This is a genomic window from Streptomyces sp. QH1-20 (assembly GCF_041283565.1).
GTDB lineage: Bacteria > Actinomycetota > Actinomycetes > Streptomycetales > Streptomycetaceae > Streptomyces > Streptomyces syringius.
In genome coordinates this window covers 2,953,226-2,974,279 of the sequence record NZ_CP166299.1, presented here as the reverse complement: position 1 = coordinate 2,974,279, position 21,054 = coordinate 2,953,226, and the positions used below count along the sequence as shown (strand labels likewise).

Sequence of the window (21,054 nt, the reverse complement as noted above, 5' to 3'; positions counted from 1 at the left end):
AGCGGGCCACGCGACAAGGCCCCGTCAGGACGTCGTCGCACACCATGCCCGGCCCGGTTGGCTGAGCGCATGCTCTACCGTGCCCCGCAACGCCGCACCGGTCACCGTCACCGCCGGGTCGCCGGCGGTCTCGTCGAACCCAAGCAGCTGATCGCCTCCTTCCCGGAGGCGGTCCGCAAGCTGCGTCCCAGGGTGATGGTCAAGCACCCGGTGCTGTTCGTCGTCGAGGCCGGGGCCGTGCTCACCACGCTCTCCGCCGTCCTCGACCCGTCCGTCTTCACCTGGCTGATCAGCGTCTGGCTCTGGCTCACCGTGGTCTTCGCCAATCTCGCCGAGGCCGTCGCCGAGGGCCGGGGCAAGGCCCAGGCCGAGACGCTGCGCCGGACCCGCTCCACCACCGTCGCGCGGCGGCTGCGGTCCTGGCGGGTGGGGATCGGGCGCTACGACTGGGAGGAAGAGCGGGTGCCCGCGGCCGATCTGCGGCCGTACGACTTCGTGGTGGTCGAGGCGGGCGAGATCGTCCCCGGTGACGGCGAGGTCGTCGACGGGGTCGCGGCAGTGGACGAGTCGGCCGTCACGGGCGAGTCCGCGCCGGTCATCCGCGAGGCGGGCGGCGACCGCTCGGGCGTCACGGGCGGCACGAAGGTGCTCTCCGACCGGATCGTCGTACGGATCACCTCCCGCCCCGGCCACACCTTCCTCGACCGCATGATCGCGCTCGTCGAGGGCACCACCCGGCAGAAGACCCCCAACGAGCTGGCGCTCAACATCCTGCTCTCCTGCCTCACCGTCATCTTTCTGCTGGCCGTGGTCTCGCTCCAGCCCATGGCCGGCTGGGCGGGCGCCCCGCAGAGCATCACCGTGCTCGTCGCCCTGCTGGTCACCCTCATCCCGACCACCATCGGCGCGCTGCTGTCCGCCATCGGCATCGCGGGCATGGACCGGCTCGTGCAGCGCAACGTCCTCGCCCTGTCGGGCCGCGCCGTCGAGGCCGCCGGCGACGTGAACACCCTGCTGCTCGACAAGACCGGCACCATCACGCTCGGCGACCGGCAGGCCGCGTCCTTCGTCCCCGTCAAGGGCATCACGCACGAGCTGCTCGCCGACGCCGCCCAGCTGGCCTCCCTCGCCGACGAGACCCCCGAGGGCCGGTCCGTCGTCGTGCTCGCCAAGGAGAAGTACGGGCTGCGGGAACGCCCCGAAGGGGACCTGGCGCACGCGCACTGGGTGCCCTTCACCGCGCAGACCCGGATGAGCGGCGTCGACTTCGTCCACGGGGAGGAGTTCTGCCGCATCCGCAAGGGCGCGGGCGCCGCGGTGACGCGGTGGGTCGCCCAGCGCGGCGGCTCCGTGCCCGCCGACGCGGGCTGGATCACCGACTCCATCGCGGCGGGCGGCGGCACCCCGCTGCTCGTCGCCGTCGAGGACGCGGACGGTGCCCGGGTGCTGGGCGCCGTCCACCTCAAGGACGTCGTCAAGCCCGGTATCGCCGAGCGCTTCGCCGAGCTGCGGGCCATGGGCATCAAGACCGTCATGATCACCGGCGACAACCCGCTCACCGCCAAGGCCATCGCCGCCGAGGCGGGCGTCGACGACTTCATGGCCGAGGCCACCCCCGAGGACAAGCTGGCCCGGATCAAGGAGGAACAGGCGGGCGGCAACCTCGTCGCGATGACCGGCGACGGCACCAACGACGCCCCGGCGCTGGCCCAGGCGGACGTGGGCGTGGCCATGAACTCGGGCACCTCGGCCGCCAAAGAGGCCGGGAACATGGTCGACCTGGACTCCAGCCCCACCAAGCTCATCGAGATCGTCGAGGTCGGCAAGCAGCTGCTCATCACCCGCGGGGCGCTGACGACCTTCTCCATCTGCAACGACGTCGCCAAGTACTTCGCGATCGTCCCCGCCATGTTCGGCGGCGTGACCGGCTACGAGGGCCTGGAGAAGCTCAACATCATGGGCCTGCACAGCTCGACCTCGGCCATCGCCTCGGCGATCGTCTTCAACGCGCTCGTCATCGTCGCCCTGATCCCGCTCGCCCTGCGCGGGGTGCGCTACGCCCCCTCCTCCGCACACGCGCTGCTGCGCCGCAATCTGAGCCTGTACGGGCTGGGCGGGCTGATCGCGCCCTTCGTCGGCATCAAGCTGATCGACCTGCTGATCCAGTACCTGCCCGGCATCTGACGCGGACACGCAGCGCCACCGTCGGCGATCACTTTATTGCGATGGGATGAAAATCGCAGCCCACAGCGTTGGGGCCTTCCGTCAGTGGAGAACAGCGGGAGGTCTCGGGTGGCGGCGACGGATACGACCGGTGCGGCGGAAGACGCCGGTCAGGGCTGGGCGAAACGGCTCGCTCACTACTGTTGGCGATACCGCCGCACGGTATGGCTCGCCCTGGGCTCGTCGCTCGCGGGCATGGCCGTCATGGCGCTCGTCCCGCTGATACCCAAGCTCATCATCGATGACGTCATCGGCTCCCAGGAGCGCCCCCTCGCCCCCTGGGCCACACTCCTGATCGTGGCCGCGGTCGTCGTGTACGGCCTGACCTACATCCGCCGTTACTACGGCGGCCGGCTCGCGCTCGACGTGCAGCACGACCTGCGGACCGAGATGTTCGCCTCGATCTCCCGGCTCGACGGCAAGCGGCAGGACGAACTCTCCACCGGCCAGGTCGTCGGCCGGGCCACCAGCGACCTCCAGCTGATCCAGGGCCTGCTGTTCATGCTGCCGATGATGATCGGCAACATCCTGCTCTTCGTCATCTCCCTCGTCGTGATGGCGATCCTCTCCCCGCTGCTCACCGTCGTCGCCCTCGCCGTCGCCCCCGCGCTGTGGTTCCTCGCCCAGCGCAGCCGCACCAAGCTCTTCCCCGCCACCTGGTACGCCCAGGGCCAGGCCGCCGCCGTCGCGGGCGTCGTGGACGGCGCCGTCACGGGCGTGCGGGTCGTCAAGGGCTTCGGCCAGGAGGCGCAGGAGGCCGGGAAGCTCCGCGAGGTCAGCCGCAGGCTCTTCGCCGGGCGGCTGCGGACCGTGCGGCTCAACTCCCGCTACACCCCCGCCCTGCAGGCCGTGCCCGCGCTCGGCCAGGTCGCCATGCTCGCCCTGGGCGGCTGGATGGCCACCCGCGGCCAGGTCACCCTCGGCACGTTCGTCGCCTTCTCCACGTACCTCTCCCAGCTCATCGGGCCGGTACGGATGCTGACCATGATCCTGACCGTCGGTCAGCAGGCCCGCGCCGGCGTCGAGCGCGTCTTCGAACTCATCGACACCGAACCGGCCGTCCAGGAGCGCCCGGACGCCCGCGCCCTGCCCGAGGACGCCCCCGCCACCGTCGAGTTCGAGGACGTCACCTTCGGCTACGACCCCGACCGGCCCGTCCTCGACGGCTTCTCCCTGCGGCTGGAGCCCGGCGAGACCGTCGCGGTCGTCGGCGCCTCCGGCAGCGGCAAGTCGACCGTCTCGCTGCTGCTCCCGCGCTTCTACGACGTGACGGGCGGCGCGGTACGCGTCGGCGGCCACGATGTGCGCGAGCTGACCCTGTCCTCGCTGCGCGCCGCGATCGGGCTGGTCCCCGAGGACAGTTTCCTGTTCTCCTACAGCGTCCGCGACAACATCGCCTACGGGCTGCCGGACGCCACCGACGAGCAGGTCCGCGCCGCCGCCCGCGCCGCACAGGCGGACGGCTTCATCTCGGACCTGCCCGACGGGTACGACACCAAGGTCGGCGAGCAGGGCCTCACCCTCTCCGGCGGCCAGCGCCAGCGCATCGCGCTCGCCCGCGCCATCCTCACCGACCCGCGCCTGCTGCTCCTCGACGACGCGACATCGGCCGTCGACGCGCGCGTGGAGCACGAGATCCACGAGGCGCTGCGCGGCGTCATGGCCGGCCGGACGACGCTGCTCATCGCCCACCGGGCGTCGACGCTGGCGCTCGCCGACCGCATCGCCGTCCTCGACGGCGGCCGGCTCGTCGACGTCGGCACGGCGCGGGAGCTCGAGGACCGCTGCGAGCCGTACCGACGGCTGCTGACCGACCCGGACACCCTCGGCGGCGTCCAGATGGACCCGGCGGGCCTCACGGCCGCACCGGGCGTCACCGAGGCCACCGAGGCCGCGCCCGTCGGGCACGCGCGCGTGGACGGCGTCACCCCCGCCCTGTGGGTGCGCAAGGAGAAAGCCGGCGCGTCGGCGGCCGACGGCATGGACGGGTCCCTGGCCGGGATGCCCGCCACGCCCGAGCTGCTGGCCAAGGTGGCCGCGCTGCCCCCGGCGTCGGACACCCCCGACATCGACGAGGAGCAGGCGGCGCGGCCCGAGAAGGACTACGGCCTGCGGCAGCTGCTGCGCGGCTTCCGGGCGCCCCTGCTGGTGAGCCTGCTGCTGGTGACCGTCGACGCCGTCGCCGGTCTGCTGCTGCCCGTACTGATCCGGCACGGCATCGACCAGGGCGTCCAGCGCATGGCGCTCGGCGCGGTCTGGGTCGCGTCCGGGCTCGCGCTCGCCGTCGTGGTCGGGCAGTGGGCGGCACAGGTCGGCGAGATGCGGATGACGGGACGCACCGGCGAACGCGTGCTGTACGCGCTGCGCGTGAAGATCTTCGCCCAGCTCCAGCGGCTCGGGCTCGACTACTACGAGCGCGAGCTGACCGGCAAGATCATGACGCGGATGACGACCGACGTCGACGCGCTGAGCTCGTTCCTCCAGACCGGTCTGATCACCGCCGTCGTCTCCGTCCTCACCTTCTTCGGCATCCTCGTCGCGCTCGTGGTCATCGACGTGCAGCTGGCCCTCGTCGTCTTCGCGACCCTGCCCCTGCTCGTCATCGGCACCGTCGTCTTCCGGCGCAAGAGCGTCAAGGCGTACGAGCTGGCGCGCGAGCGGGTGGGCGGCGTCAACGCCGACCTCCAGGAGAGCGTCGCGGGGCTGCGCATCGTCCAGGCGTTCCGCCGCGAGGCCACCGGCGCCCGGCGGTTCGCCGAGCGCAGCGACGGCTACCGGCAGGCGCGCATCCGCGGTCAGTGGCTGATCTCCGTCTACTTCCCCTTCGTCCAGCTGCTGTCGTCCGTCGCGGCCGCCGCGGTCCTGATCGTGGGCGCGGGCCGGGTGAGCGAGGGCACGCTGACGGCGGGCGCCCTGGTGGCGTACCTGCTCTACATCGACCTCTTCTTCGCCCCCGTGCAGCAGCTCTCGCAGGTCTTCGACGGTTACCAGCAGGCGACCGTCTCCCTCGGCCGGGTGCAGGAGCTGCTGCGCGAGCCGACGACGACGCCCGTGCCGGAGCGGCCGCGCGAGGTGCGGGAGCTGAGCGGCGAGATCGTCTTCGACGACGTCCACTTCCACTACGGCGACGGCGAGGAGGCGCTCGCCGGCATCGGGCTGACGATCCCGGCCGGGCAGACGGTCGCGTTCGTCGGCGAGACGGGCGCGGGCAAGTCCACGCTGGTGAAGATGGTCGCCCGCTTCTACGACCCGTCCTCGGGAGCCGTCCTCGTCGACGGCCACGATCTGCGGGAGCTGGACCCGACGGGCTACCGGCACCGCCTCGGCGTCGTCCCGCAGGAGCCGTACCTCTTCCCCGGGACCGTGCGCGACGCCATCGCCTACGGCCGCTTCGACGCCTCCGACGCCGAGGTCGAGGCGGCGGCGCGGGCGGTCGGGGCGCACGAGATGATCGCCACCCTGGAGGGCGGCTATGTGCACGAGGTCACCGAGCGCGGCCGTAATCTCTCGGCCGGCCAGCGGCAGTTGATCGCCCTGGCCCGCGCCGAGCTGGTCGACCCGGACATCCTGCTGCTGGACGAGGCCACCGCCGCCCTGGACCTGGCCACCGAGTCCCTGGTCAACCAGGCCACGGACCGGCTGGCGGGCAAGCGCACGACCCTCGTCGTCGCCCACCGGCTGACGACGGCCGCCCGCGCGGACCGAGTGGTGGTGCTCGACCACGGCCGGGTCGTGGAGGACGGTACGCACGGCGAACTGCTCGCCCTGGACGGGCGGTACGCCGAACTGTGGCGGACCTTCACCGGAGAGGCGGTTCCGGCGTACCGGGCGGGAGTCGTAGGTTGAGCGACGAATGATCAGGCTCTCGGCCGTGGGGGACCCTTGCGCAAGCTCACCTACTTCATCGCCATGACCATCGACGGCTGTATCGCCGGCCCGGCCGACGAGTTCGATTTCATGAACGCCGTCATCGACCAGGACTACCTCGACTCCTTCCTGGTCGGTGGCTACCCCGACATGATGCCCGGCCAGAGCCGCCCCCTGGTCGGGCTCGACGACGGCAACCGGGACTTCGACACGCTGGTCATGGGAGCCGGCACCTACGGCGTGGGGGTGCGGGCCGGCACCCCCAGCCCGTACCCCCACCTGAAGCAGTACGTCGTGTCGAAGTCCCTCACCGCCTCCCCGCACCCGGACGTCACCGTCTTCTCCGGTGACCCGGTGGAGCTGGTCCGCGAGCTCAAGGGTCAGGAGGGCAAGGGGATCTACCTCTGTGGTGGCGGCAACCTCGCCGGACAGCTCCGCCCGGAGATCGACGAGCTGGTGGTGAAGATCTATCCGTTCGTCGCGGGCGACGGCATCCGGCTGTTCACGGGCGAGTTCTCCCCCGAGCGTTACGAGCTGGCGGAGTCGCGCACGTTCAGGAACGGCACGGTCGTGGTCAGGTACGTCAAGCCCAGCGGTTGATCATCTTCCGCTTGTCGTCGGTCAGTCGGCGGTCGAACAGTGATCAGCCGACGACCGCTCAATGATCAGTCGAGGGAAAAGTCTGGCGTGGCGGATGACGCCCCCGGTAGGTTCGCGGCGACTTTTGCGAACCCAGGGGAGGGCGAATGCGCAAGGCGCTCAGATGGCTGCTGGCGCTGGTGGTGCTCATAGGCGCCATCGGTGTCGGCGGTGCGACGGCGGGGACGGCCACGGCCGCCGCCGAGCCGGACATCAAGGAACGCATCCTGAAGATGCCCGGGATGAGTTTCGTCGAGGAGAAGCCCTACGAGGGCTACCGCTACCTCGTGCTCAACTACACCCAGCCGGTCGACCACCGGAACAAGGCCAAGGGCACCTTCCAGCAGCGCTTCACGCTGCTGCACAAGGCCACCGACCGGCCGACCGTCTTCTACACGTCCGGGTACAACGTCTCCACGACGCCCAGCCGCAGCGAGCCCACGCGCATCGTCGACGGTAACCAGGTCTCGATGGAGTACCGCTTCTTCACCCCCTCCCGGCCCCAGCCGGCGGACTGGAGCAAGCTCGACATCTGGCAGGCGGCCACCGACCAGCACCGCCTCTACCAGGCACTCAAGCCGGTCTACGGCAAGAACTGGCTGGCCACCGGCGGCAGCAAGGGCGGCATGACGGCGACGTACTTCCGCCGCTTCTACCCGAACGACATGAACGGCACCGTCGCCTACGTCGCGCCCAACGACGTGGCCGACAAGGAGGACTCGGCCTACGACCGCTTCTTCGCGAACGTCGGCGACAAGGCCTGCCGCACCCAGCTCAACTCGGTCCAGCGCGAGGCGCTCGTCCGCCGCACCGAGATCGTGGCCCGCTACCAGAAGTGGGCCGACGACAACGGCCAGACCTTCAAGGTCGTCGGCAGCGCCGACAAGGCCTACGAGAACGTGGTCCTCGACCTGGTGTGGGCCTTCTGGCAGTACCACCTGCAGAGCGACTGCAAGACCGTCCCCGCGACCAACGCCTCGACGGACGACCTCTACAAGTTCCTCGACGACATCTCCGGCTTCTCGGCCTACACCGACCAGGGCCTGGAGCGCTTCACCCCGTACTACTACCAGGCGGGCACCCAGCTCGGCGCGCCCACCTTCGACTCCCCGCACCTGAAGGGACTGCTCCGCTACCCGGGGATCTACCAGCCGCGCAGCTATGTGCCGCGTGACATCCCGATGCGCTTCCAGCGCGGCGCGATGGCCGACGTGGACCGCTGGGTGCGTGAGGACAGCACCCGGATGCTCTTCGTCTACGGCCAGAACGACCCGTGGAGCGGCGAGCCGTTCCGCCTCGGCAAGCGCGCCGCGGCCCGTGACGACTACCGCTTCTACGCACCGGGCGGCAACCACGGCGCGAACATCTCCCAGCTCGTCGCCGACGAGCGGATCAAGGCCACGGCCGAGGTCCTCGAATGGGCCGGTGTCGCGCCCGCGGCCGTGAAGAAGGACGAGTCGCGCGCCAAGCCGCTCGCCCCCTACGACGCGAAACTCGACCGCCAGAACGTCGAGCGGGAGCAGACCCTGCGGCCGTGACGTCCTTGCCGGGACACGGCTGAGCTAGGCCAGGCGGCGGGCACACCCGACGGGTGTCCCGCCGCCGACCTGTACGTACAGGGCCGTCGACGGCGGGCAGTCGGCGCGGGTGCGGACCGTGCGCGTCACCAGATACTCCGGGGGACGGGCGGGGGAGCCGTCACAGGCGGTCTCCTTCACCACGCCGCGCCGCTCGGTGTACACGCAGTCGCCGACGACCGTGAGCGGACCGCCGCCCATGCCGGGGTCGCCCGGGTGAGGCGGCCGCAGATTGCGCATACAGGCGTAGCCCTCGGGGGCGCTGTCCTCCTCGGAGACGCCGTCGACGGCGGTGATGTGCAGGACGTAGTCGGTGGCGGACGGGCAGCGCGGGCCTTTCGCCAGCGGGCCGTTGAAGCGGGCGAGAACCCTTGCCGCGGCCGCCGGGCCCGCGCAGGGCACCTCTTCGATGGCGGCGGCCGCCCGGCCCCGGCTCGCGCACTCCTCCGCCTCCAGGAACACCGGCCCCTGCCCGGACCGGGTGGGTCCGGTGCCGGCCGGGGCGGCGGCCGCCTCCGCCGTACCGCGGCCGGCCCCCTGACACGCGGTCAGCGTGTACATCCCCACCAGCACCGCGCACACCAGCAGCGCCTTCGGCAGCGCGCCTCGGCGCATGAACTCCCCCGTCCCCGTGATGCGCGTACAGAGTGGCCCGCCCGGCCCCGTACCCGCCAGGCGTGGGCCGGGCTTCGCGGAGCGTGACCGGGTGTCCGGTGAGCCGCCGCCGACGCTCTCGAAGGGGGGTGCGCCGACGGCGGCGTGCTGCCGGTCGCAGGCGGCGGAGAGGGTGGCCGGCGGCGCGGCCAGCAGCGACGCCGACACCGCTCTGCGAGGAATCAGCGACAGCACGCGCCTTGGACGGGCGGCGCCGCCGGGCGGTTCCGTCCCGGTTGGGCCCCTTACGCCCTGCCCTCGGGGGCGGGCCGCACCGCGCGGCCCCGGCCGGGCAGCCGCAGCGTGAGCAGCTTGGCGCGCGGCGCCAGCCGGCGGACCATCGCGAAGACCGACTCCGTACGGGAATGGTCGGTGTCCAGCACGCTGAAGAGATTGGCCCCGAGGTAGAAGGCGATCGCGGCGTTCGCGAGGTCGCGCGGCGGGGTGAGCCGGGCCAGCGGGGTACCGCCGATGACCCGCTCCAGGGTCTCCTCGATGAAGTCCTGCCACGGCTGGGCCCGCGCCCTGATGCCCTCGCGCAGCTCCGGCTTGGCGACGGCGGCGGCGACCAGTTCGCTGAAGAGCGTGAGGTGGCCGCCCGCCAGGTCGTCGCGGTAGATACGGGTGGCGGCCTCGGCGAGCTCCTCCAGGGTGGCGGCGTCCGCGACGGTGGCGCTGTGCAGGGCCATCCGCTCGGCGGAGGAGCGGTCGAGGGCCGCGAACAGCAGCGGGTCGACGCCGCCGAAGTGATAGAAGACCAAGGCCGAATTGACCCCGGCCTCCTTGGCGATCGTCCGGGCACTGGCCTTGCCGTACCCCTGCGTCCGGAGCACCGTCCCCGCAGCGGCGATCAGTCGTTCCTTGGTCTCCACCGTCATGTGCCGCCCTCTCGCAGAGGGCTCATCATACGGTCGGGTCGGGGGCCCGGGAGGGGGCCGGAGCCGGGTCGACGCCGTGGTCAGAGGCCGTGTGCGAGGTCGGGTCCGCGTTGTCTTCGGGGCGCGCCCTCAGCCCGCCCCGGCGCCGGCGAGCAGGCCCAGCAGATACTGCCGTCCCGGCCCGGCCAGCTGGGCGAAGTCGGCCGTGTGCGGATGCCAGCGCTTCTCGTACTCCCAGCTGAGCCAGCCGTCCCAGCCCGCCCGGCTGAGCTCGCCCACGCAGGCACCCAGCGGCAGCACCCCCGAGCCGAGGGCGAGCGGTGCCGGATCCTGGGCTGAGGCGACGTCCTTGACCTGTACATAGCCCAGGTGCGGGGCGATCGCCGGGAAGCTGACGGCCGGTTCCTCGCCGCCGAGCCAGGTGTGCAGCACGTCCCACACCGCGCCGACGCTGGGGTGCCCGACGGGACCGAGGACCCGGGCGGTGTCGGCGGCCCGGGGGTGCGAGTCGTGCGTCTCCAGCAGCACCCGGACGTCCCTGTCGGCGGCGAGCGGCGCGACGGCCCCGAGCCGGCGGGCCGCGAGCGCGTCGGCCTCGGCCGCCGGCAGGTCACCACCCCCGGGGAAGACCCGCACGTACGCCGCCCCGAGGTCCCCGGCGAGCCCGATCAGCTCCGCCAGCTCGCCGAGCACGGCCTCGTCGGCCGCCTCCGCGGCCACCCGCGCGTACCCGGCCACGGCCAGGATCCGCACCCCGGCCTCCGCGAACTCCCCGGCCACCCGGGCCCGCTCCGCCGCCCCGATGCCGGGGTGCACGGGTTCCTCCGGGTGGGCCCGCAGCTCCACGCCGTCGTAGCCGTGCGCGCCCGCGAGCCGCACCACCTCCTCGGCGGGCAGACCGGGCACGGCGAGGGTGGAGAAGGCCAGCTTCATACGGGCTCCGTAGGTCGTCGGCGTGGCGCGGGCGGGCGGTGGCGGCCAGCCGCGCGTGTCCTTCGTGATCCGTTTCCCGCTGGGCCGACGAAAATGCCCCCGGGGCGGCAAACGGTGCGAATCACCGCCTTGGCACCGGTCGAGGTGCTAGCTTCGCAGGCGCTCGTGACAGGTCGTGGCCGGCGAGGAGAGGACCCGCTCCGATGACGCACAGAACGGCCGGAGCAGCAGGGGGCAGGGCCGGCGGTGCCGCCGGGACCGCCAGGACGATACGCATCGCGATGAACGGCGTGACCGGCCGCATGGGCCACCACCAGCACCTCGTGCGCTCCGTGCTGGCCCTGCGCGAGCAGGGCGGCATCGACCTCGGGGACGGCACCGCGCTGTGGCCCGAGCCCGTCCTCGTCGGGCGGAGCGAGGGCAGGCTCCGGGCGCTCGCCGAGCGGTACGGCGTCCCGGAGTGGTCCACCGACCTCGACGCCGTCCTCGCCGACCCCACCGTCGACGTCTATTTCGACGCCCAGATCACCGCCGCCCGCGAGGCCGCGCTGCGCAAGGCCATCGCCGCGGGCAAGCACGTGTACTGCGAGAAGCCGACCTCCCTCGACGTCGGCGGTGCCCTCGATCTCTACCAGCGCGCCCGGCGGGCGGGCGTCAAGCACGGCGTCGTCCAGGACAAGCTGTTCCTGCCGGGGCTGCGCAAGCTCAAACGGCTCGTCGACGGCGGGTTCTTCGGCCGGGTGCTGTCCGTGCGCGGCGAGTTCGGCTACTGGGTCTTCGAAGGCGACTGGCAGCCCGCCCAGCGGCCCTCGTGGAACTACCGCGAGGCGGACGACGGCGGCATCACCGCCGACATGTTCCCGCACTGGGAGTACGTCCTGCGGGAACTCTTCGGGCCCGTCCGGTCCGTGCAGGCGCACCTGGCCACCCACATCCCCCGCCGCTGGGACGAGCACGGCCGGCCCTACGAGGCGACGGCCGACGACGCGGTCTACGCGATCCTCGAACTGGACGGCGGCGTGGTCGCCCAGCTCAACTCCTCCTGGGCGGTGCGGGTGCACCGCGACGAGCTGCTGGAGTTCCAGGTCGACGGCACCGAGGGCTCGGCCGTCGCCGGGCTGCGGTCCTGCCGGGTCCAGCACCGCTCGGTCACCCCGAGGCCCGTCTGGAACCCCGACCAGCCGGTCACGGCGGACTTCCGGGCGCAGTGGCAGGAGGTCCCGGACAACGGCGACGACGGGGGCGACGGCAATGCCTTCAAGACGCAGTGGGAGCTGTTCCTGCGCCATGTGGTCCTCGACGAGCCCTGGCGCTTCGACCTCCTCGCGGGGGCCCGGGGCGTCGAACTGGGCCTGCTGGCCCGGATGTCCGCCGCGGAAGGCCGCCGGATGGACGTAGGGGAGCCGGGGCGGTGATCCGGCTGCCGGACGCCTCCGGAGCCCTGCGTGCCCACACACCCAGGGAAGCGCCCCCGCTCATGCCTTTCGGGGGCCCACCCCCGGCGTCCCGTGCCGTCCTGGCCGCCGCGCACGTCGTCGCCGACCCCTTCGGCAACACCACCGGTCACGGCCCCGCCGACCTCGACTGGGAGGCCACCCTCGCCTTCCGCCGCCACCTGTGGGCGCACGGCCTCGGGGTCGCCGAGGCGATGGACACCGCCCAGCGGGGCATGGGCCTCGGCGCCCCGCTGGCGGCCGAACTCGTCCGGCGCTCGGCCGCCGAGGCGAAGGCCGTCGGCGGCCATCTCGTCTGCGGGGCGGGCACGGATCAGCTCACGCCCCCGTACGGCACCCTGGCCGACGTCACCGCCGCCTACGAGCAGCAGCTCGCCCACATCGAGGGGCACGGCGCCACGGCCGTGGTGATGGCCTCCCGGGCCCTCGCGGCCGTCGCCACCGAAGCCGACCACTACCGGGAGGTTTACGGGCGGCTGCTGCGCCAAACGGCCGGACCCGTCATCCTCCACTGGCTCGGCCCCATGTTCGACCCCGCCTTGGAGGGCTACTGGGGCAGCACCGACCTGGACACCGCGACCGACACGTTCCTCGACATCGTCGCCGACCGGCCGGACAAGGTCGACGGCGTCAAGGTGTCCCTGCTCGACGCCGACCGGGAACGCGCGCTGCGCCGCCGTCTCCCCGCGGGGGTGCGCTGCTACACGGGCGACGACTTCCATTACCCCGAGCTCATCGAGGGCGACGCCCACGGCCACAGCGACGCCCTCCTCGGCGTCTTCGACCCGCTGGCGGCCCTCGCGGCCCACGCGACGCGACTGCTGGACTCCGGGGACCGGCAGGGCTTCCGCGCCGTCCTGGACCCCACCGTCACGCTCGCCCGGCACCTCTTCGAGCCACCCACCCGGTACTACAAGACGGGCGTCGTTCTGCTGGCCTGGCTGGCCGGCCACCAGGACGCCTTCGCGATGGCGGGCGGGCTGCACTCCGCGCGCTCCCTGCCGCACCTCGCGCGCGCCTACGAACTGGCCGACGGTCTCGGGCTGTTCCCCGACCCGGGGCGCGCCGAGGAGCGGATGGCGCGGCTGCTGGCGGTGCACGGGGTGGAGCGGTGAGCGGCCCCGTTCCGGCCGCGGCTCCGGCGGGCTTCAGCCTCAACCAGCAGACCGTCCGGCAGTGGTCGCTGCCCGAGCTCGCGGCGTGCTGCGCGGCCGCCGGAGTGCGGCACGTGGGGCTGTGGCGCGAACCGGTCCGGGAGTACGGCGCCCCGGCCGCCGCCCGCCTCGTGCGGGACGCCGGACTGACCGTCACCAGCCTCTGCCGGGGCGGCTTCCTGACCGCCGCCGACCCCGCCGCGCGGGCCGCGGCCCTCGCCGACAACCGGGCGGCGGTGGAGGAGGCCGCCGTGCTCGGCACCGACACCCTCGTGCTGGTCGCGGGCGGTCTGCCCCCGGGCAGCCGGGACCTGGCCGGGGCCCGTGAGCGGATCGCCGACGCGTTGGCGGAACTGGGCCCGTTCGCGGCCGGGCACGGGGTGCGGCTCGCGATCGAACCGCTGCACCCCATGTACGCCGCCGACCGCTGTGTGGTCTCGACCCTGGGTCAGGCTCTCGACCTCGCCGAGCGGTTCCCCGCCCGACAGGTCGGCGTCGTGGTGGACACCTACCACCTGTGGTGGGACGACACGGTGGCCGCACAGCTCGTACGGGCGGGGCAGAGCGGCCGGATCGCCGCGTTCCAGCTCGCCGACTGGATCACCCCGCTGCCCGAAGGAGCCCTGCTGGGGCGGGGGCAACTGGGCGACGGGTGCGTGGATCTGCGCTGGTTCCGCGAACGGGTGGCCGCCGCCGGGTACACCGGGGCCACCGAGGTGGAGATCTTCAACCCCGCCCTCTGGGCGCGCGATGGGGCCGAGGTCCTCGCGGAAGTGCTGGACCGGTACCGACGGCATGTGCTCTGAGTGATCAGGCGCGTCATTCCGGTCACGGACCGTCGCGATCGGTAACGGATCGATAACTCCTCGAAATCGCTGCAACCCTACGACGGCCAAGTGAGTCGTACATGGCATCGGGCTTCCCGGGGAGGGATCCGGGGGGATTCGGGGAAGCCGATTCTGGGGGGAACGCGAGGGGCCCGGTCGTCGGACCGGGCCCCTCGAATTTTTCCGTAGCGGTGGTGGGAAAGAACTGCCCCCGTTGTCGTACCGGAGTTATCCACAGGCCCGAACGCCTGTCGGACCCGGGCGGTACCGTCGGCACATGGTGCAACTGGCAGTGGTCGAAGGGGTCCTCGAGCGGATCACCTACGCCAATGAGGAGAGCGGTTACACGGTCGCCCGGGTCGACACCGGCCGGGGCAGTGGTGATCTCCTCACCGTCGTGGGCTCCCTGCTCGGCGCCCAGCCGGGGGAGTCGCTGCGCCTGGAGGGCCGTTGGGGCTCCCACCCGCAGTACGGACGGCAGTTCACCGTGGAGAACTACACGACGGTGCTGCCCGCCACGATCCAAGGCATCCGCCGCTATCTGGGCTCCGGCCTCATCAAGGGCATCGGCCCCAGGATCGCCGACCGCATCGTCAGTCACTTCGGCACCGACACCCTGGAGATCATCGAGGAGGACCCGAAGCGCCTCATCGAGGTCCCCGGGCTCGGGCCCAAGCGCACCAAGTCGATCGGTGCGGCATGGGAGGAGCAGAAGGCCATCAAGGAGGTCATGGTCTTCCTCCAGGGCGTCGGCGTCTCCACGTCCATCGCCGTGCGCATCTACAAGAAATACGGCGACGCCTCGATCTCCGTCGTCCGCAACCAGCCCTACCGCCTGGCCGCCGACGTGTGGGGCATCGGCTTCCTGACCGCCGACCGCATCGCCCAGTCCGTCGGCATCCCGCACGACAGCCCCGAGCGGGTCAAGGCCGGTCTGCAGTACGCCCTGTCCCAGTCCACGGACCAGGGCCACTGCTATCTCCCCGAGGAGCGGCTGATCGCGGACGCGGTGAAGCTGCTCCAGGTCGACACCGGGCTCGTCATCGACTGTCTCGCCGAACTCGCCGCCGACGAGGAGGGCGTGATCCGCGAGCAGGTTCCCGGCCCCGAGGGTGGAGCGCCCGTCACCGCCGTGTATCTCGTCCCGTTCCACCGCGCCGAGCTGTCGCTGGCCGGGCAGCTGACCCGGCTGCTGCGGGCCGAGGAGGACCGGCTCGCCGTCTTCCGGGGCGTCGAGTGGGACAAGGCCCTGGCCTGGCTCGCCGACCGTACGGGCGCCGAACTGGCCCCGGAGCAGCAGCAGGCCGTCCGGCTGGCGCTGTCGGAGAAGGTCGCGGTCCTCACCGGCGGCCCGGGCTGCGGCAAGTCCTTCACCGTACGGTCCGTGGTCGAGCTGGCCCGTGCCAAGAAGGCCAAGGTGGTGCTCGCCGCCCCCACCGGGCGGGCCGCCAAGCGGCTGTCCGAGCTGACCGGCGCCGAGGCCTCCACCGTGCACCGGCTGCTGGAGCTCAAGCCCGGCGGTGACGCCGCGTACGACCGCGACCGGCCGCTGGACGCCGATCTGGTGGTGGTCGACGAGGCGTCCATGCTGGATCTCCTCCTCGCCAACAAGCTGGTCAAGGCCGTACCGCCGGGCGCCCACCTGCTGCTCGTCGGTGACGTCGACCAACTGCCCTCGGTCGGCGCGGGCGAGGTGCTCCGCGATCTTCTTGCCCCGGGCGGGCCCGTCCCCGCCGTCCGGCTCACCCGGATCTTCCGGCAGGCGCAGCAGTCCGGTGTGGTGACCAATGCGCATCGCATCAACTCCGGGGTGCCGCCCATCACCCAGGGGATGACGGACTTCTTCCTCTTCCCCGAGGAGGACACCGAGGAGGCCGGCCGGCTCACCGTCGACGTGGCGGCCCGGCGGATCCCCGCGAAGTTCGGCCTCGACCCCCGGCGCGACATCCAGGTGCTGGCCCCGATGCACCGCGGCCCGGCCGGTGCAGGCACCCTCAACGGCCTGCTCCAGCAGGCCATTACCCCCGCCCGCCCCGATCTGCCCGAGCGGCGCTTCGGCGGCCGGGTCTTCCGGGTCGGCGACAAGGTCACCCAGATTCGCAACAACTACGAAAAGGGGCAGAACGGCGTCTTCAACGGCACGGTCGGCGTGGTCACCGCGCTCGATGCCGACGAACAGCGTCTGACCGTGCGCACCGACGAGGACGAGGAGGTCGGCTACGACTTCGACGAGCTCGACGAACTCGCCCACGCCTATGCGGTGACCATCCACCGCTCGCAGGGCAGCGAGTACCCCGCGGTGGTGATCCCGGTCACCACCGGAGCGTGGATGATGCTCCAGCGCAATCTGCTCTATACCGCCGTGACCCGGGCAAAGCGGCTGGTGGTGCTGGTGGGCTCACGGAAGGCGCTCGGGCAGGCGGTACGCACGATGTCGGCCGGAAAGCGCTGTACAGCGCTTGATCATCGGCTCGGAGGTGGCGTTCGTCTCGGTTGAGTTTACCAATCAGGGCGAAGGGGGCAGGATGGGCAGGCTGGGCGGCACTGAGTGCCGCCTTTAGGCCCTATGGCCGACCCCGAGTGCACGTACATCGTCCAAATGGGGGAAGGTAGGGGTAGTCAGGGCACCTCGAAGAAGAGGCACAACGTCGGTGAGGGATGACGTGAGCGACAACTCTGTAGTAGTGCGGTACGGGGACGGCGAATACACCTACCCGGTGGTCGACAGCACTGTCGGCGACAAGGGCTTCGATATCGGCAAGCTCCGCGCCCAGTCCGGTCTGGTGACCCTGGACTCCGGTTACGGCAACACCGCCGCCTACAAATCCGCGATCACCTACCTCGACGGTGAGCAGGGCATCCTGCGCTACCGCGGTTACCCGATCGAGCAGCTCGCCGAGCGCAGCTCGTTCCTCGAGACGGCGTTCCTGCTGATCAACGGTGAACTGCCGACCGTCGACGAGATGGCGGCGTTCCAGGGTGAGATCACCCAGCACACGCTGCTGCACGAGGACGTCAAGCGGTTCTACGACGGCTTCCCGCGCGACGCCCACCCGATGGCGATGCTGTCGTCCGTCGTCAGCGCGCTGTCGACGTTCTACCAGGACAGCCACAACCCCTTCGACGAGCAGCAGCGCCACCTGTCGACGATCCGACTGCTGGCCAAGCTTCCGACGATCGCCGCGTACGCGTACAAGAAGTCGATCGGCCACCCGGTCGTCTACCCGCGCAACGACCTCGGTTACGTCGAGAACTTCCTGCGCATGACCTTCTCGGTGCCCGCCGCCGAGTACGACCTTGACCCGGTCGTCGTCAACGCGCTCGACAAGCTGCTGATCCTGCACGCCGACCACGAGCAGAACTGCTCCACGTCGACCGTGCGCCTGGTCGGCTCCTCGCAGGCGAACATGTTCGCCTCGATCTCCGCCGGCATCAGCGCCCTGTGGGGCCCGCTGCACGGTGGCGCCAACCAGTCGGTCCTGGAGATGCTCGAGGGCATCAAGGCCAACGGTGGCGATGTCGACTCCTTCATCCGCAAGGTGAAGAACAAGGAGGACGGCGTCCGCCTGATGGGCTTCGGCCACCGGGTGTACAAGTCCTTCGACCCGCGCGCGAAGATCATCAAGGCTGCCGCGCACGACGTCCTCTCGGCGCTCGGCAAGTCCGACGAGCTGCTGGACATCGCGCTCAAGCTGGAGGAGCACGCGCTCTCCGACGACTACTTCGTCTCGCGCAACCTCTACCCGAACGTGGACTTCTACACCGGTCTGATCTACCGGGCGATGGGCTTCCCCACCGAGATGTTCACCGTGCTCTTCGCGCTCGGCCGGCTGCCCGGCTGGATCGCCCAGTGGCACGAGATGATCAAGGAGCCGGGTTCCCGTATCGGCCGCCCGCGCCAGATCTACACCGGTGTCGTGGAGCGCGACTTCATCCCGGTCGAGCAGCGCTGACGCTGACGCGTACGTAGTCGTACAGGAAGGCGCCCCCTCCGCTCTCGCGGAGGGGGCGCCTTCGTCGTGCGACGCGCAGAGAAGCTTCATTCGCCAATGTATGTACCAACGAGAAGGCGCCTCGGCTCCGATCCCCCCACGGGTCGGAGCCGAGGCGCCTTCCGTTCCCCGGTTCGGATTCCCCCCACGGGATCCGGCCGGGCGCCTCGGCGTGCCGGGCGCGTGGCACCGGCGGACGCGATCTGCCGGGACGCGTACGGGAGGGCCGCTCAAAGCTCCCCAGGTACGTGCCCCGGCCACGCGTGGCCGGTTTCGTCCCCCAAGACGATCCAGCACTGCATGGTTAGACCATCCACCCCCCTGAATGGTTACCTGCATATTGCTGTGATCTAGGTCTCTTGCCATAACTGGACGTAAAAGGGCAAGATCCCCGCCCGCCAAATAGCCCCGGGGGTGGTGCGGGTGTTGTGTCGGTTATGTGGATTTCGTGAACCCCGGTGGTGCGGCCTAGGTGAAGCGCCTCAGCCGCAGGCTGTTCGTCACCACGCTGTGTCCTCCCGGGGGCAACCCCCGGACCCCCGGCCGGGGTCGCGGCCGCCTGAGGCCTACGTGAAGCGCCTCAGCCGCAGGCTGTTCGTCACGACGAACACCGATGAGAAGGCCATCGCCGCGCCCGCGATCATCGGGTTCAGGAGTCCGGCCGCGGCCAGCGGCAGCGCGGCGACGTTGTAGCCGAAGGCCCAGAAGAGGTTGCCCTTGATGGTCGCGAGCGTCCGGCGCGCGAGCCGGATCGCGTCCGCGGCCACCCGCAGATCGCCCCGGACGAGCGTGAGGTCGCCCGCCTCGATGGCGGCGTCCGTGCCCGTCCCCATCGCCAGGCCCAGATCGGCCGTGGCCAGAGCGGCCGCGTCGTTGACGCCGTCGCCCACCATCGCGACCGTACGGCCCTCGGCCCGGAGCCGCCGGACGACGTCGACCTTGTCCTGTGGCATGACCTCGGCGATCACCTCGTCGATGCCGACCTCGGCCGCCACCGCCTCGGCGACCGCCTTGTTGTCGCCCGTCAGCAGCACCGGCGTCAGTCCCAGTGCCCGTAGCTCCGCCACGGCCCGGGCGCTGGTGGCCTTGACCGTGTCCGCGACGGCGAGGACACCGCGTGCCCGTCCGTCCCAGGCGACCAGCACCGCCGTCCGGCCCGCCGTCTGGGCCGCCGACACCGCCCGCGCCAACTCGGCGGGCAGCTCGATCCCCTGCCGGGTGAGCAGCGGCTCACGGCCGACCAGCACCTCGTGGCCGTCGACGACGCCCCGCACACCGAGGCCCGCCACGTTCTCGAACCGCTCCGGTGTGGGCAGCGCGCCGGTCCGTCCGGCGGCGGCCTCCGCCACGGCCCGCGCGATCGGGTGCTCGGAGGCGTGCTCCAGCGCCCCGGCGTACCGGAGCAGCTCGCCCTCGTCCACGCCGGGCGCCGCGACGACGTCGCGCAGGCCCATGCGGCCGGTGGTGACCGTGCCGGTCTTGTCCAGGACGACCGTGTCGACGCGGCGGGTGGACTCCAGCACCTCCGGCCCCTTGATGAGGATGCCGAGCTGCGCGCCCCGGCCGGTGCCGACCATCAGGGCCGTCGGGGTGGCGAGGCCCAGGGCGCAGGGGCAGGCGATGATCAGCACGGCCACGGCGGCGGTGAAGGCCGCGGTGGCGTCGGAGGTGGCCAGCAGCCAGCCGGCCAGCGTGCCGAGGGCGATCAGCAGCACGACGGGGACGAAGACGCCGGAGACGCGGTCGGCGAGGCGCTGCACCTCGGCCTTGCCGTTCTGCGCGTCCTCGACGAGCTTCGCCATCCGCGCGAGCTGGGTGTCCGAGCCCACCCGGACGGCCTCGACGACGAGGCGCCCGGAGGTGTTCACCGTCGCGCCGGTCACCGTGTCGCCGACGGTGACGTCCACGGGCAGGGACTCGCCGGTGAGCATCGAGACATCGACCGCCGAGTCGCCCTCGGTGACCGTGCCGTCGGTCGCGATCGTCTCCCCGGGCCGTACGACGAACCGGTCGCCGACCGCCAGCCGGGAGACGGGAATCCGCTGCTCGCTCCCGTCGCGCAGCACGCTCACGTCCTTGGCGCCCAGCTCCAGCAGCGCCCGCAGCGCGGCCCCCGCCTTCCGCTTCGAGCGCGCCTCCAGGAAGCGCCCGGCGAGGATGAACGTGGTCACCCCGGCCGCCGCCTCCAGATAGATCGCCGACGAGCCGTCCGTCCGCGAGACGGTCAGGTCGAAGCCGTGCCGCATGCCCGGCATGCCCGCCGTGCCGAGGAACAGGGCCCACAGCGACCAGCCGAAGGCGGCCAGGGTGCCGATCGAGACGAGCGTGTCCATGGTGGCCGTGCCGTGCCGGGCATTGGTCCAGGCCGCCCGGTGGAAGGGCAGCCCGCCCCAGACCACGACGGGGGCGGCCAGCGTCAGTGACAGCCACTGCCAGTTGTCGAACTGCAGCGCGGGGACCATCGCCATCAGGACGACGGGGACGGACAGGGCCAGCGAGACGGCCAGCCGCTGCCGCGGCCCGCCCGCCTCCGTGCCGCCGTCACCGTGCTCCGCTTCCGCGGCCTCCGGCTCCGGCGGGCGGGGTACCTCGGCGGTGTAGCCCGTCTTCTCGACGGTCGCGATGAGGTCGGCGACCTCCACCCCCGGGCCGAAGGCGACGCGCGCCCGCTCGGTGGCGAAGTTGACGGTGGCCTCGACGCCGTCCATCCGGTTGAGCTTCTTCTCCACGCGGGCGGCACACGACGCGCAGGTCATGCCGCCGACGGTGAGTTCCACCTCGGCGGTGGGCGGCGTCGTCCGGGTGGGTGTCGTGCTGGTCATCGCGTCGCTCCTGGCGGGCGGGCGGGTAGGGGGC

Annotated in this window: 13 protein-coding genes; 9 read left to right on the top strand and 4 right to left on the bottom strand. The window is 71.8% G+C overall.

Annotation, left to right across the window (positions count from 1 at the left end):
* Positions 1–69 precede the first annotated feature (69 nt).
* The 4 genes from kdpB (at position 70) to AB8O64_RS13280 (ending at position 8,267) form a co-directional block, all read left to right on the top strand.
* On the top strand, positions 70–2,184 hold the full coding sequence (kdpB, locus tag AB8O64_RS13295) for a potassium-transporting ATPase subunit KdpB (protein ID WP_370419372.1): 2,115 nt from the start codon (positions 70–72) through the stop codon (positions 2,182–2,184).
* A gap of 108 nt (positions 2,185–2,292) precedes the next feature.
* The gene (locus AB8O64_RS13290) at positions 2,293–6,069 is read left to right on the top strand and encodes an ABC transporter ATP-binding protein (protein WP_370419371.1); all 3,777 of its coding nucleotides are present in this window, start codon (positions 2,293–2,295) and stop codon (positions 6,067–6,069) included.
* Between the two features lie 36 nt (positions 6,070–6,105).
* Complete coding sequence (locus AB8O64_RS13285; RefSeq protein ID WP_370419370.1) at positions 6,106–6,690, top strand: dihydrofolate reductase family protein; 585 nt, start codon at positions 6,106–6,108, stop codon at positions 6,688–6,690.
* A 146-nt stretch (positions 6,691–6,836) separates the two neighbouring features.
* Positions 6,837–8,267 carry a S28 family serine protease gene (locus tag AB8O64_RS13280; RefSeq protein ID WP_370419369.1) on the top strand — a complete coding sequence of 477 codons (1,431 nt, stop codon included), beginning with the start codon at positions 6,837–6,839 and terminating at the stop codon, positions 8,265–8,267.
* Between the two features lie 24 nt (positions 8,268–8,291).
* On the opposite strand, the gene AB8O64_RS13275 is transcribed toward AB8O64_RS13280, so the two are convergent.
* The 3 genes from AB8O64_RS13275 to AB8O64_RS13265 all read right to left on the bottom strand — a co-directional run bounded on the left by AB8O64_RS13275 (position 8,292) and on the right by AB8O64_RS13265 (position 10,771).
* Positions 8,292–9,155, bottom strand: a complete 864-nt coding sequence (locus AB8O64_RS13275; RefSeq protein WP_370419368.1) for a hypothetical protein — start codon at positions 9,153–9,155, stop codon at positions 8,292–8,294.
* Positions 9,156–9,205: 50 nt separating this feature from the next.
* Positions 9,206–9,838 (bottom strand): TetR/AcrR family transcriptional regulator, encoded by a 633-nt coding sequence (locus AB8O64_RS13270; RefSeq protein WP_370419367.1) that lies wholly within the window; start codon positions 9,836–9,838, stop codon positions 9,206–9,208.
* 129 nt (positions 9,839–9,967) lie between these two features.
* A complete protein-coding gene (locus AB8O64_RS13265; protein ID WP_370419366.1) occupies positions 9,968–10,771 on the bottom strand; it encodes a sugar phosphate isomerase/epimerase family protein in 804 nt (267 codons plus the stop codon).
* A 203-nt stretch (positions 10,772–10,974) separates the two neighbouring features.
* On the opposite strand from AB8O64_RS13265, the gene AB8O64_RS13260 reads away from it, so the two are divergent.
* From AB8O64_RS13260 to AB8O64_RS13240, 5 genes are all read left to right on the top strand, one after another.
* The gene (locus tag AB8O64_RS13260) at positions 10,975–12,186 is read left to right on the top strand and encodes a Gfo/Idh/MocA family protein (protein ID WP_370419365.1); all 1,212 of its coding nucleotides are present in this window, start codon (positions 10,975–10,977) and stop codon (positions 12,184–12,186) included.
* On the top strand, positions 12,183–13,340 hold the full coding sequence (locus AB8O64_RS13255; protein ID WP_370419364.1) for a dihydrodipicolinate synthase family protein: 1,158 nt from the start codon (positions 12,183–12,185) through the stop codon (positions 13,338–13,340). The genes AB8O64_RS13260 and AB8O64_RS13255 overlap by 4 nt, the downstream gene beginning before the upstream one ends.
* The gene (locus tag AB8O64_RS13250; RefSeq protein WP_370419363.1) at positions 13,337–14,185 is read left to right on the top strand and encodes a sugar phosphate isomerase/epimerase family protein; all 849 of its coding nucleotides are present in this window, start codon (positions 13,337–13,339) and stop codon (positions 14,183–14,185) included. Before AB8O64_RS13255 ends, AB8O64_RS13250 begins: the two co-directional genes overlap by 4 nt.
* 298 nt (positions 14,186–14,483) lie before the next feature.
* Positions 14,484–16,703: an ATP-dependent RecD-like DNA helicase gene (locus tag AB8O64_RS13245; protein ID WP_370419362.1), complete on the top strand. Its 2,220-nt coding sequence runs from the start codon at positions 14,484–14,486 to the stop codon at positions 16,701–16,703.
* A gap of 166 nt (positions 16,704–16,869) precedes the next feature.
* Entirely contained in the window at positions 16,870–18,159 is a 1,290-nt protein-coding gene (locus tag AB8O64_RS13240; protein ID WP_370419361.1) for a citrate synthase, read from the top strand.
* A 605-nt stretch (positions 18,160–18,764) separates the two neighbouring features.
* Here AB8O64_RS13240 and AB8O64_RS13235 read toward each other — a convergent pair.
* Positions 18,765–21,020: a heavy metal translocating P-type ATPase gene (locus AB8O64_RS13235; protein WP_370419360.1), complete on the bottom strand. Its 2,256-nt coding sequence runs from the start codon at positions 21,018–21,020 to the stop codon at positions 18,765–18,767.
* Positions 21,021–21,054 lie beyond the last annotated feature (34 nt).